Below are 14645 nucleotides of genomic sequence, written 5' to 3'. Positions count from 1 at the left end.
CCGCCCGTGACACGCGCAGTGCTCTTCGACTTCTCCGGCACCCTGTTCCGCCTGGAGGGCCACGACAGCTGGTTCGACGGCATCACCGTCGACGAACAGGCGGTGCAGGGGCACGTGAAGGCCGAGTTGATGCGCCGCGTCACCGCGCCCACCGGCAGCTCGGTGCCCATGAACGCCGAGCAGCAACACAATTGGGCCAATCGCGACCTCGAACCGCATCTGCACCGCGAGGCATATCTGCACGTACTACGTGAGTCCGGGCTGACCGGTGCAGATGCAGCGGCGCTGTATCCGAAGCTGGTCGATCCAGCGTCCTGGACGCCCTACCCGGATACCGCCGCCGCGTTGAACGGGTTGCGCGCCAACGGGATCAAGACAGCGGTGGTGTCCAACATCGCCTTCGATCTGCGGCCCGCCCTGGCGGCGGCCGGCACCGGCGTCGACGAGTACGTGCTGTCGTTCGAGGTGGGCGCCGTCAAACCCGACCCGGCAATCTTCCGTACCGCGCTCGACCGTCTCGGCGTCGACGCGGCGGACGCCCTGATGGTCGGTGACAGCGAGGAAGCCGACGGCGGCGCGCGGGCGCTGGGATGTGCATTCGCACTTGTCGATCCGCTGCCGACCGCGCAACGTCCGGACGGGCTGATCTCGGCGCTGCGAACCCACGGACTGGCGGTCTAGGCTCGACGGTATGGCTGAACAGCGGGTGCGGCCGCCCTGGTGGCTCAAATACGTCAACAAGGTCTTCATCGGGCTGTCCGCGCTCGGCCTCGGCGGCGAGAAGGGCCCGGCGGTGCTGACGGTGGTCGGCCGCAGATCCGGTAAACCGCGGTCCACCCCGGTGACGCCGTTCGTCGTCGACGGGGCCCGCTATGTGGTGGGCGGGCTGCCCGGCGCGGACTGGGTGGCCAACCTCCGGGCAGCAGGAACGGCGACCCTGAAACAGGGCCGCCGTTCCCACTCGGTGCGGGTGGTCGAAATGCCTGCCGAGCAGGCTCGTCCGCTGCTGCGCCAGTTCCCGACCCTGGTACCCACCGGGGTCAGCTTCATCCGCAACGCCGGACTGGTCACCGAGGGCACGCCCGACGAGTTCGAAGCGCTCGCCGGGCGCATCCCGGTGTTCCGCTTCGACCCGGCCTGATCGCGTTCCCGGTCGCTGCGCCCGTCAGAGGTGCGGAGCTTCCTTGATCTTGGAATCCGGTGTGCCCAGCGTCTGGCACCAGGTCTGGACGGCCAGACGTGTTCCGGAGATCTCCACCTGCTGGGGATCGGTCCCCTTCTCGTCCTTGAGCATCTTGGTGATGGCTTCGTTCTGTGTCTGCTCGTCGGCACCGGTGAAGTCCTTGCACGGGGTGTCGCCACCGGTGACCGACGGTGAACAGCCGACCAACACGGCACTCGCCGCACCAGCCGCCAGTAGCGCCGCTGCTGTACGCCTCATCGTGTCCTCCTCGTCATGCGTCCCTTACGCATCGTCGCGCGCTTTGTACCCCGCACTGTGCGGGGCGAAACAAGCTGAATACAGTCGGGGAATGACTTTCGACCCTGCGTTGTGGCAGCCGGTCGCCGGCTTCGAGCTGACCGATATCACCTATCACCGGCACGTCGTCGACGGTGTGCCGCAGCCGACGGTCCGCGTCGCGTTCGACCGGCCCGAGGTGCGAAACGCGTTCCGGCCGCACACCGTCGACGAGCTGTACCGGGTGCTCGACCACGCCCGGATGTCCCCCGATGTCGGGGTGATCCTGCTGACCGGGAACGGGCCGTCGCCCAAGGACGGTGGCTGGGCGTTCTGTTCCGGCGGCGACCAGCGGATCCGGGGCCGCAGCGGCTACCAGTACGCAAGCGGAGAGACCGGTGACACTGTTGATGCCGCACGGGCCGGGAGACTGCACATCCTGGAGGTGCAACGCCTCATCCGATTCATGCCCAAGGTGGTCATCTGTCTGGTCAACGGGTGGGCTGCCGGCGGTGGACACAGCCTGCACGTCACCTGTGATCTGACGCTGGCCAGCCGCGAGCACGCCCGGTTCAAGCAGACCGATGCCGATGTGGGCAGCTTCGACGGGGGGTTCGGCAGCGCCTATCTGGCCCGCCAGACCGGCCAGAAGTTCGCCCGCGAGATCTTCTTCCTCGGCCGCGCGTACGACGCCGAGACGATGTATCAGATGGGCGCGGTCAACGAGGTCGTCGACCACGACGAGTTGGAGACCGTCGGGCTGCAGTGGGCGGCCGAGATCAACGGCAAGTCCCCGCAGGCGATCCGGATGCTCAAGTTCGGGTTCAACCTGATCGACGACGGGCTGGTCGGCCAGCAGGTGTTCGCCGGTGAGGCAACCCGTTTGGCGTACATGACCGATGAGGCCGTCGAGGGGCGCGATGCGTTCCTGGAGAAGCGCGACCCCGACTGGAGCGGATTCCCCCGCTACTTCTGAACCGCGATTTCGGCGAGGATACGTGCGGTAGGCGCACGTATCCTCACCGAAATCGCAGTCCCTAGACTGTCGCGGTGAGCAAGAACCCCCTGCGGCGACTGGCCGATCAGGTCGTGTTGACCAGCATGCGGCCCCCACTGACCGAATATCTGGGCCGCGGCCCCGAGGTCGAACTGCGCGGTAAGCGCATCCTGATCACCGGGGCGTCCTCGGGCATCGGTGAGGCCTCCGCGGTCAAGCTGGCCAAGCTCGGCGCCAGCGTGATCGTGGCGGCCCGCCGCGCCGAACTGCTCGACGCCGTCACCGCCAAGATCCGGGACAACGGCGGCATCGCCGAGGCCGTCACCGCCGACCTGTCCGACCTGGACGCCGTCGACGCGCTGGCCGCCCGCGCCCTGGACAGCCACGGCGGCATCGACATCCTGATCAACAACGCCGGCCGGTCGATCCGGCGTCCGCTGATCGAGTCGCTGGACCGCTGGCACGATCTGGAGCGCACCATGACGCTCAACTACTACGCGCCACTGCGGCTGATGCGCGCCCTGGTGCCGGGCATGATCGAGCGCGGCGACGGACACGTCATCAACGTCTCCACCTGGGGCGTCATGAACGAGTCCTCCCCGCTGTTCGGCGCGTACCAGGCCTCCAAGGCGGCGCTGACGGCGATCAGCCGGGTCGCCGAGACCGAATGGTCGGGCAAGGGCGTGCACTCCACGACGCTGTACTACCCACTGGTGAAGACCCCGATGATCGAGCCGACCAAGGAGTTCGTGGCGATGCCCGGCCTGTCCGCCGAAGAGGCCGCCGACTGGATGGTCACCGCGGCCCGCACCCGACCGGTGCGCATCGCACCGCGGATGGCGGTCACCGCCAAGGCGATCGACAGCGTCGCGCCGGGGTTGCTGGGCGTCATCATGAAGCGCGGCGTCACCGAGACGTCCTAGCCACCCCCGATGCCGATCCTGGACTGGATTGCCCAGCGCGACCCCGAGTACGACGCGCTGCGCCGGGCCGCCAGGGCCGCGATCGTGGTGCCCATCGCGGCGGGAATCAGCTTCCTCGTGGCGGGCGACACCCAGGCACCGATGATCGCCATCTTCGGCTCGGTCGCGCTGCTGATCATCGCCGACTTCCCCGGCAACCGCGAGGCCCGAGCCCTGGCCTATGCCGGTCTCGGGTTCAACGGCGCCGTGCTGATCACCATCGGCACGCTGGTCGCCCCGTATCCGTGGCTCAGTGTCGGGCTGATGTTCGTCCTCGGCGTCACGGTGATGTTCAGTGGGGTGCTCAGCGAAACCGTCGCCGCCGGGCAACGCGCAACCCTGCTGACCTTCGTGCTGCCGGCCTGCACGCCGCCCGGGCCGATCGCCGAACGCCTGGCCGGCTGGGGTATCGCGCTGGTGGTCTGCGTGCCCGCGGCGTTGTTCCTGCTGTCTCCGCGCCACCATGACGACCTGCGCCGGCACGCGGCCGGGGTGTGCCGGGCGCTGACCGACTGCCTGGAAGGCGTCGGATCGACCCGGGATGTCACCCGGGCGATGAATGCGCTGTGGGCCAACTTCGTCAACGCCGACTTCCGGCCGGTCGCCCTGACAGCGGGCAGCCGCGCGCTGGTCCGGGTGGTCGACGACCTCGGCTGGCTGTCCGACCGGATCACCGATCGCACCGGCGCGGCCCTCGGTGAGCTGCTGCCGCCGATCGTCGCCGTGCTGCGGGACTGTGAGGCGGTGCTCAGCATCCCCGACCCCCGGCTGCGCGCCACCCGTGGCGCCGAGCTGAACGAGGCGCTGGGCCGGCTGCGCGCGATCGCGCAGGGCAGCTACCGCGACGATATCGAGCTCATCCTGGGTGTGCCCGATGACGATACCGCCGTACAGGTCGGCCGAACGTTGTTGGGGCGGCGCACCTTCTCGGCCACCGCCGGGGTGACCGGGCGCATCATCCGCAACGCCGCGATGGCCGACGCGCGGCCGGTGTGGGCCCGGGTGCTGGGCCGCCGGTTACCGCAGACCGGCGCCGCGGACTGGGTGATGCCCGAGACCACGGCCGTCGCGCAGATCACCAAGGGCTTCCTGGCCACCCGGGCCCTGGTGCTGCGCAACAGCCTGCGCACCGGGCTGGGGCTGGCGCTGGCCGTCGCGGTCACCCACCTCTTCCCGGTGGAACACGGGTTCTGGGTCGTACTCGGGGCGCTGTCGGTATTGCGCAGCAGCGCGCTCACCACCGGCACCCGGGTGCTGCGGGCCGTGGCCGGCACCGCACTGGGTTTCGGGCTCGGTGTCGCGGTGATCGAGTTGGTCGGCGTGGACCCGGTGGTGATGTGGGTGCTGTTGCCGGTGGTCGCCTTCGGGTCGGCGTTCGTGCCCGAGGTCGCGTCGTTCATCGCCGGTCAGGCCGCGTTCACGATGATGGTGCTGATCATCTTCAACCTCATCCAGCCCTCGGGCTGGGCCGTCGGACTGATCCGCGTCGAGGATGTGGTGGTCGGCGCGCTGGTCGGCATCACGGTGTCGGTGCTGTTGTGGCCGCGGGGCGCCTCGACGCAGGTGTCCTCGGCCGTCGACAACGCCCATACCGCGGGTGCCGCACTCCTGAAAGCCGGTGTGCTGCGTGTCATCCGGGGTGCGTCCGAGGCTGCCGACAACCGGGTGTTCACCCTAAGTCGCAGCGCCCTGGAGGCCAGCCGGATCCTGGATGACGCATTGCGGCAATATCTTTCGGAGAACGGTGGGCAGAACGACGTGCGGGCACCGATCGTGCGGGCGGCCAACCGGGCCGTGCGACTGCGGGCCGCCGCGGAACTGATCGCCGATGTGATGCCACCCCCGCTCGGGGTGTATCCGCGGGCGCGCGAACTGCTGCAGGAGCACGCCGATGCGGTGTGCGCCCAGGGTGCCTCGCGTCAGCCGATCAGCGATGACTTCGTGCTGGCACTGCGCGCCGAGGCCGGGGACAACGATCTCGCGGTGTCCGCGGCGCTGCCGCTGCTGACCGTTGCGGCGCATCTGGGTGAGCTGGAACTGCTGTACCCGCGGGGGTGAGGGGGCGGGCGAGAAATGGTGCGACGTGATGTCCGCGTGGTGCATTAATGTCATTTTCCGGGGTCGGGTTGGCCTGTCTGTCTTGATTCGCGGGGAGGAGAATGGGCAGAAATGACTAACATGCAGGTACAGAACACCGCGAGCGGTGTCCAGCACATGCACCCCAGGGAAAGCTCCACCGGAGAGGCGATGAGCGCCGCTCCGATCGGTGCGAATGCAGCCAGCGGCGTCGGACACGGCATACCAGGCACCGACCCCAAACCAATCCCTGGTAACTTTCCCCCCGCCGTCTACCTGCCCTGCGCCGAATCGGTTAATGATCCGATGGCAGCTCGGATTGACATGCGTCAGACCCGTGACGGTAGAACCGCGTTGCTCGCCTACTCCGCTCTGGATCGACTACACACGTGCTGCGGCATCGACCAAGCCTGGATATTGATGCCGACCGCCGACTTAGCGCATCTTCAGCTCGCGCAACCATTCCAGCTGTTGCTGCTTGACGTCGTCATTCCTCCTGATCGACGGCGGCGTTTCTCATGACGTTGGCGTTCAATCATGATGCTCTGGCGAACATCTCGAGGTCACTGGCAGATGCGGGGATAAGCCTTGACGATGCGGGCAATTCCATGCCCTCCGCGGTGGACGGAGGCTGCGGAACACCCGCCATCCTCGGAATCTTGGCGAAGTTAGCCGACAACACCGGACAGCTCGTCGTAGGTGTGAAGGCTGTGAGCGAAGCGGTCGCGAAGGCGAACACGGCCTATTTGGAACAAGATGCAACTGCTGCCGAATCGGTGCAAAACGAAATAGGTGCCAGGTAGCCCAAGTGCCCATTGACACGTACATCGAAGGAAGTCCGGGGTCCGTCCGCGCAGCCGCCGAATGGCTTCGCTCAACACTGGCCGGAAAAGTCTCGCAAACCGTCGATCAAATCCACAGCGCACGAACGGCTGCAAGTGGCGACTGGAAAGGTGATGCGGGAAGCGCCTTCGTTGCGCGAATGACCACTGGTGCCAGTAAGGCCGAAGGTTTGGAAACAGCTATCCGCGACAGTGCCCAAGCGATCGACAACTTCGCGGGGGAACTTCAGCGCGCCCAATCTCAGATGCAATCGGTCAGAGACAACGCCGCCGGAGCCGGTTTAACCGTATCAGGATTCGTGATCCAGGACCCCACGACCGAGGAACAGATCACCGATTACATAACCGCACTGAACGCTGCAGATGCGGCCCGCGACATCGAGAAGCTTGCAGCCGATACGGTCAAGAACGTCTGGGCCGACATTTCCAACAAGTGGTTCTTCGTGGTGGGCGACCTGATCAACGGAGCCGCGGGCAGTCTGCTTGCGGCACACTCGTCGACATTGATGCGCCATTCACAATTCTTGGCGGACGAGTCCGCCAAGTTTCTCGACCTCGCGAAGTCTGCACCTCCCGGCACGCCAGCGGCGTCCGTCTATCGAGATTTCGATGCCTCGCGCGCTCTGGCCGGCAGCGCGGACGATGCGGCGAAAGCCGCAGCTGCGGCTGAGTCGCGGGCCGGGAGTCTAGGCCTAAAGCTGGGTGGAGCTCTTGCAGTGGGTGGCATCGTGTACGACATCACCCAAGGAAAGGATGTTGATCAAGCCATCGTTTCAGGCGGAGTCGGCTTCGGTGCGTCAGTCCTGGCGGGCGCCGCCATTGGTTCACTGATCCCCGTGCCGGTCGTAGGGACGGCCGTCGGCGCTGTGGGCGGTGCCGTAGTCGGGGTGTTCACCTCGGGAGCGGTTGATTCGCTCTACCAGAACGGCATTGGCAGCATCGGCGAAGCAATCAGTGATGGGGCGTCAGCGGTGGGAAACACCGGGCAGGCAATCGGTGGACTGGTAGAGGATGCTTGGGATGCGATTTTCTAGTCGACCTGAGCTACCCGACGAATGGGCCAGTCCACGTAGGCGCCGGCGCGACATCGCCGCGAATACCATCGTCATTGCGATCGCCGCCGTATCGATGGGCTTCGGCGTGCTGTCCGGCGCAGCCGGGAACTTGATGGCGCTGCGCTATAGCCTTCTTTTTGGCGTGGTGATGATTCTTGTCGTCGCGCTCGGGGCAACGATGCGTAAACAGAGCGTCGACCTGTCGAAGGCTATCCGTACAGTCGACGGCGTCCAGCCCGGTACCGAGATCCGTCATTCGGCGACCCAGTTCATCCTGCTAGTCGCTTTGATCAGTTGCAGCGCAGCACTTTTTGCTCTGGCAGCGGTGGAGACATCGGCTGGTAACGACGAAGCCGTCGTCTCGGCTCCTGCGCTACTGTTCGGAACGATCGGTCTAATACTCTTGTCCTTTCCCGTGATAGTCGGCCTCGGACGCGTCAGGCGCGGCGGGCTAGAGTTGAGCCAGCACGGTGTCGGCCAACGCGGTTGGAGCTTCGAATCCCGCCTGAGCTGGTCGGACGTAGCAGGAATGAAGCCGGCGTACAACGGCTACCCCATCATCTTGCTTATCGCGTACGAGAACGCCCATTGGGATCACCGCTACACCACTCGCATATGGAGGATCGATCGTTTACCTCCAGTTCCGATGATCGAGATCGACTGTCGCAAGTTCGATGTCGACCCTGCTGTTCTGCTCTCTTTCCTGGCCGCCTACGTCGACACACCAGAAAATCGAACCGAACTCGGAACCCCGGCGGCCCACTCGCGCGCACAGCTACCGGATCCCTACCGGTGATCACACGGTCTGCAGACCATGAGCTGGAACTGCTGTACCCGCGGGGGTAAAGGGGACACGAGCGTGCGTGAACTTCCCCGCGCGTGGGCGTGTCGGGGTGCAGACACGCACGCTCGCCGGGAACGGGACGGGCGGCCGGCTAGGGGCGGGTGATGGTGCGCGGGGTCAGTCGCAGTGTGCGCACGTGGGTGGCGATCTCACCCAGGCTGGTGGTCCAGACATCGGTGTGCTCGCGGACATAGCGCATCAGATCGCCGAGTTCGGCTGCGCGCGAGGCTCGTCCGCTCAGGAAGGGATGGTTGGTCAGCACCCAGCACGCTCCCGCGTCACGCAGCGCGTCGAACTCCAACTGCCACAGTTCGCGTGCCTTGCGCGGACTCTCGATTGTCCCGCTGTAGATGTCCGGCAGGTAGCAGTACTGCTCCCAGTCATCGAGTGCCCACTGGATCGGGATCTCGACCAGTGATCGCGACCCGACCGCCAGCTCGTAGGGATGGTCGGCATCCATCAACGACGAGTCGTACAGAAAGCCGCGGTCGGCGAGCAGTTCCGGTGTGCGCCAAGACAGATCCCACATCGGTGCGCGGTAGCCGGCCGGGGTGACCCCGGCGACCTCGGCCAGCGCCGCCAGCCCCCGGTCGATCGCCTCGATCTCCTCCTCGAGGGTCAGCGCGGTGGGCTGCTCGTGCAGATACCCGTGATGCGCGATCTCGTGCCCGGCCGCCACGATCGACCGCACCGCCTCGGGATAGCGGTGTGCGGTGTGCCCCGGCACGAAGAAGGTCGATCGGATCTGATGGCGGTCCAGCAGATCCAGGATGCGCGGGATGCCGACCAGCGGTCCGTAGGCCTGGTGGCTCATCACACTCATCCGGGCCGCAACCGCCTCGTCGCCCCAGAGCAATGCGGACTCGGCGTCCACATCGAAGGTGAACGCCGCGGCCGCCACTTTCCCTGCGGGCCATGTAAATTCAGACATGCTCGGCCATCAGCGTGATCAGCTCGTATCCGATGTTGGCCGCAGCCACCGCCGTGACATCGGCGCTGTCGTAGGCGGGCGCCACCTCGACGACGTCGGCGCCGACGATGTGCAGATCGCGCATGGCGCGCAGGATGGCCACCAGTTCCCGGCTGGTCATTCCACCGATCTCCGGGGTCCCGGTGCCCGGCGCGAAGGCCGGGTCCAGCACGTCGATATCGATCGAGACGTACACCGGATGTTCGCCGACCCGGTCGCGGATCCGCTCGATGACGCCGTCGACGCCGATGCGGTCGATATCGCGGCAGTGCACGATGGTGAATCCCAATGACTCGTCATCGAGCAGATCGGCTCTGTCGTAGAGCGATCCGCGGATACCGACGTGCGCCGAGCGATCCTTGACCAGCAGACCCTGCTCGGCGGCGCGGCGGAACGGGGTGCCGTGGGTGCAGGGCGCCCCGAAGTAGGTGTCCCAGGTGTCCAGGTGGGCGTCGAAATGCACCAGCGCCACCGGCCCGTGCACCCGGTTGACCGCCTGCAGCGCAGGCAAGGCGATGGTGTGGTCACCGCCGAAGGTGAGCACCCGCTGCTGCGGCGTGGTCAGCAGCGCGCCGATACCGTCGCGCACCTGACCGACGGCGGCCTCGATGTCGAACGGGTTGGCCGCGATATCCCCGGCGTCGACCACCTGCGCGCGGGCGAACGGGCTGACATCGAGCGCCGGGTGGTAGGGCTTGAGCAGTCGGGAGGCCTCCCGGATCGCGGCCGGCCCGAACCGGGCACCCGGGCGGTAGGTCACCCCGCTGTCGAACGGCACCCCGACCACGGCGATGTCATAGCGCGGCACCTCGTGGCGCTGCGGCAGCCGGGCGAAAGTCGCCAGCCCGGCATAGCGCGGCACCTCCTGCGCGTTGACCTGCCCGATGTTGCCCGATGCCGAGCGCACATAGCGCTGGTTGTCCACCTGCTCCCCTTCTGTCATGCCCTGCTCCTGGTCGATCCGCCGTTGCAGGAGATCACCTGGCCGACGATCGCAGCCACCTCGAAATCACTCAGAAGTTGCACCGCCGCGGCGATCTCGGCGGGCTCGCCGATGCGGCCCAGCGGAATTCCCGCCGCGTAGCGCGCATGCATGGCCGCCAGGTCGACCCCGGCGGCATCGGCGTCGACCTGCAACTGCGGGGTGTCGGTGACGCCCGGCGCGACCGCGTTGACGATGATGCCCTCCGGTGCCAACTCCCGACCCAGCCCCTTGACCAGAGCGATCAGCCCCGACTTGGCGGCCGCGTACGCGGTGGCCTCCGGCCAGCCGGTGACACCCCATTCGCTGGCGATCACCACGATTCGGCCTTCCTTGCGCCGGCGCATGTGCGGTAACACGGCCTGCACCAGGTGGTAGGTGCCACCGAGATTGGTGTCCACGACGCGCCACCAGTCCTGCTCGTCGTGCTCGAGCAGCGGGGCCATCGTCATGTAGGCGTGGTTGGCGACCAGCACGTCGAGGCGCCCGGTCCGCTCGGCCACCGCGTCGGCGATGCGGGCGCACTCCTGTGGGTCGGACACGTCACCCGGTACGGCGAATCCGCCGAGTTCGTCGGCCAGCGCGTCCAGGTCGGCACCGGCCCGAATATCGTTGACCGCGACCGTCATTCCCGCGGCTGCCAGCCGGCGTGCGTGCACGGCACCCATCCCCTGCGCCGCACCCGTGATCAGTGCGACCCTGCTCATATCACCGCTCCCGAGTTGACGTTGACGACATCGCCGACGCTGAAGGTGCCGTCGCAGACCAGGTACTCGATGCAGCGCGCCACCTCGGCCGGGGTCGCCAACCGACGCAACGGCAGGGTGTTCAGGTAATCGGCTGCCCGCCATGGCGAATCGGCGGCCAGCAGCGGGGTGTCGGTGGGCCCGGGCGCCACCGCGTTGACCCGCACACCGGACCCGGCCACCTCCGCGGCCAGGCTGCGCACCAGACCGATGATCGCCCCCTTGGCGGCGACGTAGTGACTCTCCTGGTCCCCGCCGCCGACGGCCAGTTCGCTGGCCACCGCCACCACCGCACCCGATCCGGCCGCCAGCATGTCGGGCAGACAGGCCCGCGTCGCGTTGAACAGCCCACCGAGGTGCACCCGCAGCATCCGCCGCCAGGACGCGGCGTCGATCTGGTCGACCAGGGCCATCTCGTAGTAGCCCGCCGATGTCACCAGCGCGGCGATCGGACCGAGCCGATCCCGGATCTCGGCGACCGCGGCGGTCACCGCGGCGTGATCGGAAACATCGACCGCCACAGCGAGATCCGCGTCGGCGTCAGCGCAGAGATCCAGTGCCCCGATACAGTATCCGCGCCGGCGCAGCGCGTCGGCGGCAGCGGCGCCGATACCGCTGGCGGCGCCGGTGACAACGGCTACCGGCTCAGTCACGGGTGTCCTGCGAGTTCGTCACGCGATTCAACTTCCTCGATCACCGAGGCCTCGACGATACGGGAGCGCACCGTGGCCAGGATCGCCGTGCCCAACACCAGCAGCACCGCTATACCGATCCACACCGACCAGTCCAGGTAGCGCTGCTCGAACACGACCCGCGGCCAGGCGATGTTGAGGAACTGCAACGCCGCCCACACCACGGCGACCGCCGCGACCGGCAGGGTGGCCCGGCCCAGGGAGAAGTTGGCCGGCGTCCAGGATCGGCGCAGCAGTACCACCAGGAATCCGATCAGCGGGAACAGGAAGGCCAGATAGAAGCCGCCCGCGGTGAAGTTGACCATCAGCGAATAGATGTCGCCGGCGACGATGCTCAGCCCGAACAGCGCGGCGCCGACCACCGTGGTCACTCCGATCGCCACCACCGGGATGCGGGCCGGGCCGCGCAGCTGGGACAGCACACCGGCCGCCGGCAGCGCGCCGTCGCGCGCATAGGCCCAGATGACCCGCGAGGCCGAGGTCTGCAACGCCAGGAAGCTGGCCAGGAACCCGATGACGAACATCACCTCGACCGGTCGCGCCACCCCGTGACCCAGTGCGGTGGTCAAGGTCTCGTACACCGGGTCGGCGACCGCCCCCTCGGCGACGGCATCCAGATCCGGGATGGCCAGGATGATGGCCAGGCTGGAGTAGCCGACGACCAGCGCGATGAAGGTCAGCGAGAACAACACCGCCTTGGGCAGATAGCGGCGCGGCTCGTGCACCTCCTCGGCGATCGATCCGGCGCTCTCGAAGCCGACGAACGACCAGCCGATGAAGGCCACCGCGAGCAGGAACGGGCCACTGAGCCAGGTCCAGAGATCCACCTCCGGGCCACCGCCGGAGAACAGCACCGACAACGAGTTCTGCCGGTGGAACAGCAACAGCCAGGTGCCCAACACCACCGAGCCGATCACCTCGGCGATGATGCTGCCGACCATGAAGATCTTCAACGCCTGCCGGCCGGCCAGGTTCACCGCGGTGCCGGCCAGCAGGATTCCCAACGCGATGAGTGCCAGCGTCGTCCCCGAGGGGTCCTCGACGCCGAAGATGTTGGCGGTGAAGCCGGCCGCCCCGAGCGCGACGGTGGCCATCGCGATCACCAGCGTCCACATGTAGGCCCAGCCGGCGAACCAGCCGTAGGTGGTGCCCAGCAGCCGTCGTGACCACTGGTAGATGGACCCCTCAAGCGGCCACCGCGACACCAGCATCGCGAACACCAGCGCGACCAGGAACTGGCCGCCGAACACCAGCGCGAAACCCCACCAGAAGCTGGGGCCGGCCGCCGACAGCGCGAGGCCGAAGATGCCGTACAGCGCGACGATCGGCGAGATGAATGCGAAGGCGAACGCGAACGCCGACCAGAGGGAGAACTCGCGGCGAAGAACCTGTGGCTCGGTCATGGACGAACTATCACGCGCCCGGGCGCACGACCGCCATCGTTACCGCCGAAGACGCTGCAAACCCACCGCCACCCCGGTCGGCCATTGGATGATCGCACAACGAGAACGGGTGTTCGCATGACGGTGACGTTACGATCGACCGATGACCGAGTCGGTCCCCGATCGGGAAGTGAGCGCCCCGACGTTCGCCGACCTGCTGGAACGCTCCGGTCTCGGGCTCGGGCACCTCGACACCGGCGTGGCCGGGTTACACCGGCAGATCACCTGGTCGCACACCACCGAACTGCGCGACCCGTCGCGGTACCTGCGTGGTGGTGAATTGGTCTGCACGGTCGGCATCAGCCTGCAGACCCCCGCCGACTGCGCTGCCTTCGTCATGGCGGTGCATGCGGCCGGGGTGGCCGGCATCTGCTTCGGGATCGGCGATGTGCACGACACCGCACCGCAGGCGCTGATCGACGCGTGCCGCGACCATGGTCTGCCACTGCTGATCGCGCCGCCGGCGGTGCCGTTCGCGACCGTCAGCCGCTATATCGCCGATTTCCAGTTCGGCGGTGCGGTCGCCACCGCGCGTGCCACCAATGCCCTTGTCCCCGAGTTGCTCTCCTCACAGCGGCGGCGTGAGTCGTCGCGGGCGTTGCTCGACCGGGCCGGGCAGGTGCTGGGCTGCTATTTCCTGCTGGAACCGCCCGGTCGCCCGGTCGAGGCAGGCGCGGTGTCGGCGACCGTCGACGGGATGGGGACGGTGGTGTGGGTCGGCCGCGGCGAACCGCCCGAACCGGCCGTGCTGGAGGTGATCGCCCGGTTTCTGGCCGCTTCTCAGGGCGAACGCGATATCGAGTCCGCGCTCGCCCGCGAACGGGTCGGCCAATTGCTGTCCCTGGTGGAGCGGCGGATGCTGCTTCCCGACGCCCTGAGCCAACTGCTGGACTGGCCGGGCCTGATGGGCGGGGACATCGACTGCTCGGCATGGCCGGCCGGCGCCGGGGCGCTGTTGTCGATGGCGTTCCCCGACGCCCTGGTCGCCGACGCCCCCGAGGTGTGTCTGGTGCTCAGCACCGGCGCCGACCGCCCGGCCGAGATGGCGGCCGACCTGTCGATGCCCTCCGGGCACGCCGCGTCGGCACCCCTGACCGAACTGGGCGCCAGCATCAGCCAGGCGCGCATCGCACTGGACCTGGCACGTCAGCGTGGTGGCAGCATCGGTCCGGACCAACTGAGCACCTTCGGCAGCCTGCTGGAGGGCTTGCCGCCGAGCCGGCTGGCACCGTTCAAGAAGCAGCTGATCGATCCGCTGGAGGCACTCGATCGCGACCGCGGAACCCAGCACATCCGTACCCTGCGGGTCTTCCTGGCCGCCAACGGCTCGCTGATCGACACCGCCCGTGAGCTGTTCCTGCACACCAACACCGTGCGGCACCGGCTGACCCGGATCACCCAGATCACCGGGCGCAACCCGCTGAACTTCGAGGATCAGGCGGCCTTCACCATCGGATTGCGGGCGGCCGACCGCGGAACCTGAGGCGGCCGTGGGCGGCCGTGGGCGGCCGTGCGGCGCGAGCGTGCGCAGACTTCGCCTTCGGCGCGGCGTGTCTACCAGCAGACACGCACTCTCGC

Annotated in this window: 16 protein-coding genes; 10 read left to right on the top strand and 6 right to left on the bottom strand. The window is 67.5% G+C overall.

The features are described 5' to 3' along the window. Nucleotides 1-6: 6 nt before the first annotated feature. Together BST17_RS02635 and BST17_RS02630 are read left to right on the top strand one after the other, a co-directional pair. The gene (locus tag BST17_RS02635; protein WP_083055393.1) at nucleotides 7-681 is read left to right on the top strand and encodes an HAD family hydrolase; all 675 of its coding nucleotides are present in this window, start codon (nucleotides 7-9) and stop codon (nucleotides 679-681) included. A 10-nt stretch (nucleotides 682-691) separates the two neighbouring features. Then, the gene (locus BST17_RS02630; protein ID WP_083055392.1) at nucleotides 692-1141 is read left to right on the top strand and encodes a nitroreductase family deazaflavin-dependent oxidoreductase; all 450 of its coding nucleotides are present in this window, start codon (nucleotides 692-694) and stop codon (nucleotides 1139-1141) included. Between the two features lie 24 nt (nucleotides 1142-1165). Here the strand turns inward: BST17_RS02630 and BST17_RS02625 are convergent, their stop codons facing one another. Further along, complete coding sequence (locus BST17_RS02625; RefSeq protein ID WP_083055391.1) at nucleotides 1166-1441, bottom strand: hypothetical protein; 276 nt, start codon at nucleotides 1439-1441, stop codon at nucleotides 1166-1168. A gap of 91 nt (nucleotides 1442-1532) precedes the next feature. Between BST17_RS02625 and BST17_RS02620 the strand changes: the two genes are divergently transcribed. The 7 genes from BST17_RS02620 (at nucleotide 1533) to BST17_RS02590 (ending at nucleotide 8187) form a co-directional block, all read left to right on the top strand. Next, the gene (locus tag BST17_RS02620; protein ID WP_083055390.1) at nucleotides 1533-2435 is read left to right on the top strand and encodes a 1,4-dihydroxy-2-naphthoyl-CoA synthase; all 903 of its coding nucleotides are present in this window, start codon (nucleotides 1533-1535) and stop codon (nucleotides 2433-2435) included. Nucleotides 2436-2509: 74 nt separating this feature from the next. Further along, nucleotides 2510-3379, top strand: a complete 870-nt coding sequence (locus tag BST17_RS02615; protein WP_083055389.1) for an SDR family oxidoreductase — start codon at nucleotides 2510-2512, stop codon at nucleotides 3377-3379. A 9-nt stretch (nucleotides 3380-3388) separates the two neighbouring features. Further along, nucleotides 3389-5476, top strand: coding sequence for an FUSC family protein (locus tag BST17_RS02610; protein ID WP_083055388.1), 2088 nt, complete (start codon nucleotides 3389-3391; stop codon nucleotides 5474-5476). Nucleotides 5477-5587: 111 nt separating this feature from the next. Further along, a complete protein-coding gene (locus BST17_RS29550) occupies nucleotides 5588-6016 on the top strand; it encodes an SAV_915 family protein (protein WP_234807507.1) in 429 nt (142 codons plus the stop codon). Next, nucleotides 6013-6297: a hypothetical protein gene (locus BST17_RS02600; RefSeq protein WP_083055387.1), complete on the top strand. Its 285-nt coding sequence runs from the start codon at nucleotides 6013-6015 to the stop codon at nucleotides 6295-6297. The genes BST17_RS29550 and BST17_RS02600 overlap by 4 nt, the downstream gene beginning before the upstream one ends. A gap of 5 nt (nucleotides 6298-6302) precedes the next feature. Beyond that, complete coding sequence (locus BST17_RS02595) at nucleotides 6303-7370, top strand: WXG100 family type VII secretion target (RefSeq protein WP_133053500.1); 1068 nt, start codon at nucleotides 6303-6305, stop codon at nucleotides 7368-7370. After that, nucleotides 7357-8187 carry a hypothetical protein gene (locus BST17_RS02590; RefSeq protein WP_133053499.1) on the top strand — a complete coding sequence of 277 codons (831 nt, stop codon included), beginning with the start codon at nucleotides 7357-7359 and terminating at the stop codon, nucleotides 8185-8187. Before BST17_RS02595 ends, BST17_RS02590 begins: the two co-directional genes overlap by 14 nt. 139 nt (nucleotides 8188-8326) lie before the next feature. On the opposite strand, the gene BST17_RS02585 is transcribed toward BST17_RS02590, so the two are convergent. Genes BST17_RS02585 through BST17_RS02565 form a run of 5 tightly spaced genes read right to left on the bottom strand, consistent with a single transcriptional unit; the run spans nucleotide 8327 to nucleotide 13028 of the window. Beyond that, nucleotides 8327-9166, bottom strand: a complete 840-nt coding sequence (locus BST17_RS02585; RefSeq protein WP_083055384.1) for a polysaccharide deacetylase family protein — start codon at nucleotides 9164-9166, stop codon at nucleotides 8327-8329. Next, nucleotides 9159-10148, bottom strand: a complete 990-nt coding sequence (gene speB, locus BST17_RS02580; protein ID WP_083055383.1) for an agmatinase — start codon at nucleotides 10146-10148, stop codon at nucleotides 9159-9161. Before speB ends, BST17_RS02585 begins: the two co-directional genes overlap by 8 nt. Further along, nucleotides 10145-10894 (bottom strand): SDR family NAD(P)-dependent oxidoreductase, encoded by a 750-nt coding sequence (locus tag BST17_RS02575; protein ID WP_083055382.1) that lies wholly within the window; start codon nucleotides 10892-10894, stop codon nucleotides 10145-10147. The genes speB and BST17_RS02575 overlap by 4 nt, the downstream gene beginning before the upstream one ends. Beyond that, nucleotides 10891-11586 (bottom strand): SDR family NAD(P)-dependent oxidoreductase, encoded by a 696-nt coding sequence (locus BST17_RS02570; RefSeq protein ID WP_083055381.1) that lies wholly within the window; start codon nucleotides 11584-11586, stop codon nucleotides 10891-10893. The genes BST17_RS02575 and BST17_RS02570 overlap by 4 nt, the downstream gene beginning before the upstream one ends. Beyond that, nucleotides 11583-13028, bottom strand: a complete 1446-nt coding sequence (locus BST17_RS02565) for an APC family permease (RefSeq protein WP_083055380.1) — start codon at nucleotides 13026-13028, stop codon at nucleotides 11583-11585. The genes BST17_RS02570 and BST17_RS02565 overlap by 4 nt, the downstream gene beginning before the upstream one ends. Before the next feature lie 142 nt (nucleotides 13029-13170). Here BST17_RS02565 and BST17_RS02560 point away from each other — a divergent pair, with 142 nt between their 5' ends. Continuing rightward, the gene (locus BST17_RS02560) at nucleotides 13171-14550 is read left to right on the top strand and encodes a PucR family transcriptional regulator (RefSeq protein WP_083055379.1); all 1380 of its coding nucleotides are present in this window, start codon (nucleotides 13171-13173) and stop codon (nucleotides 14548-14550) included. Nucleotides 14551-14645: the final 95 nt, after the last annotated feature.

Origin of the sequence: Mycolicibacterium bacteremicum (assembly GCF_002086115.1) — a bacterium.
Lineage (GTDB): Bacteria > Actinomycetota > Actinomycetes > Mycobacteriales > Mycobacteriaceae > Mycobacterium > Mycobacterium bacteremicum.
Note: the sequence above shows the minus strand (reverse complement) of the source record. Positions and strands in the feature narration are given on the sequence as shown.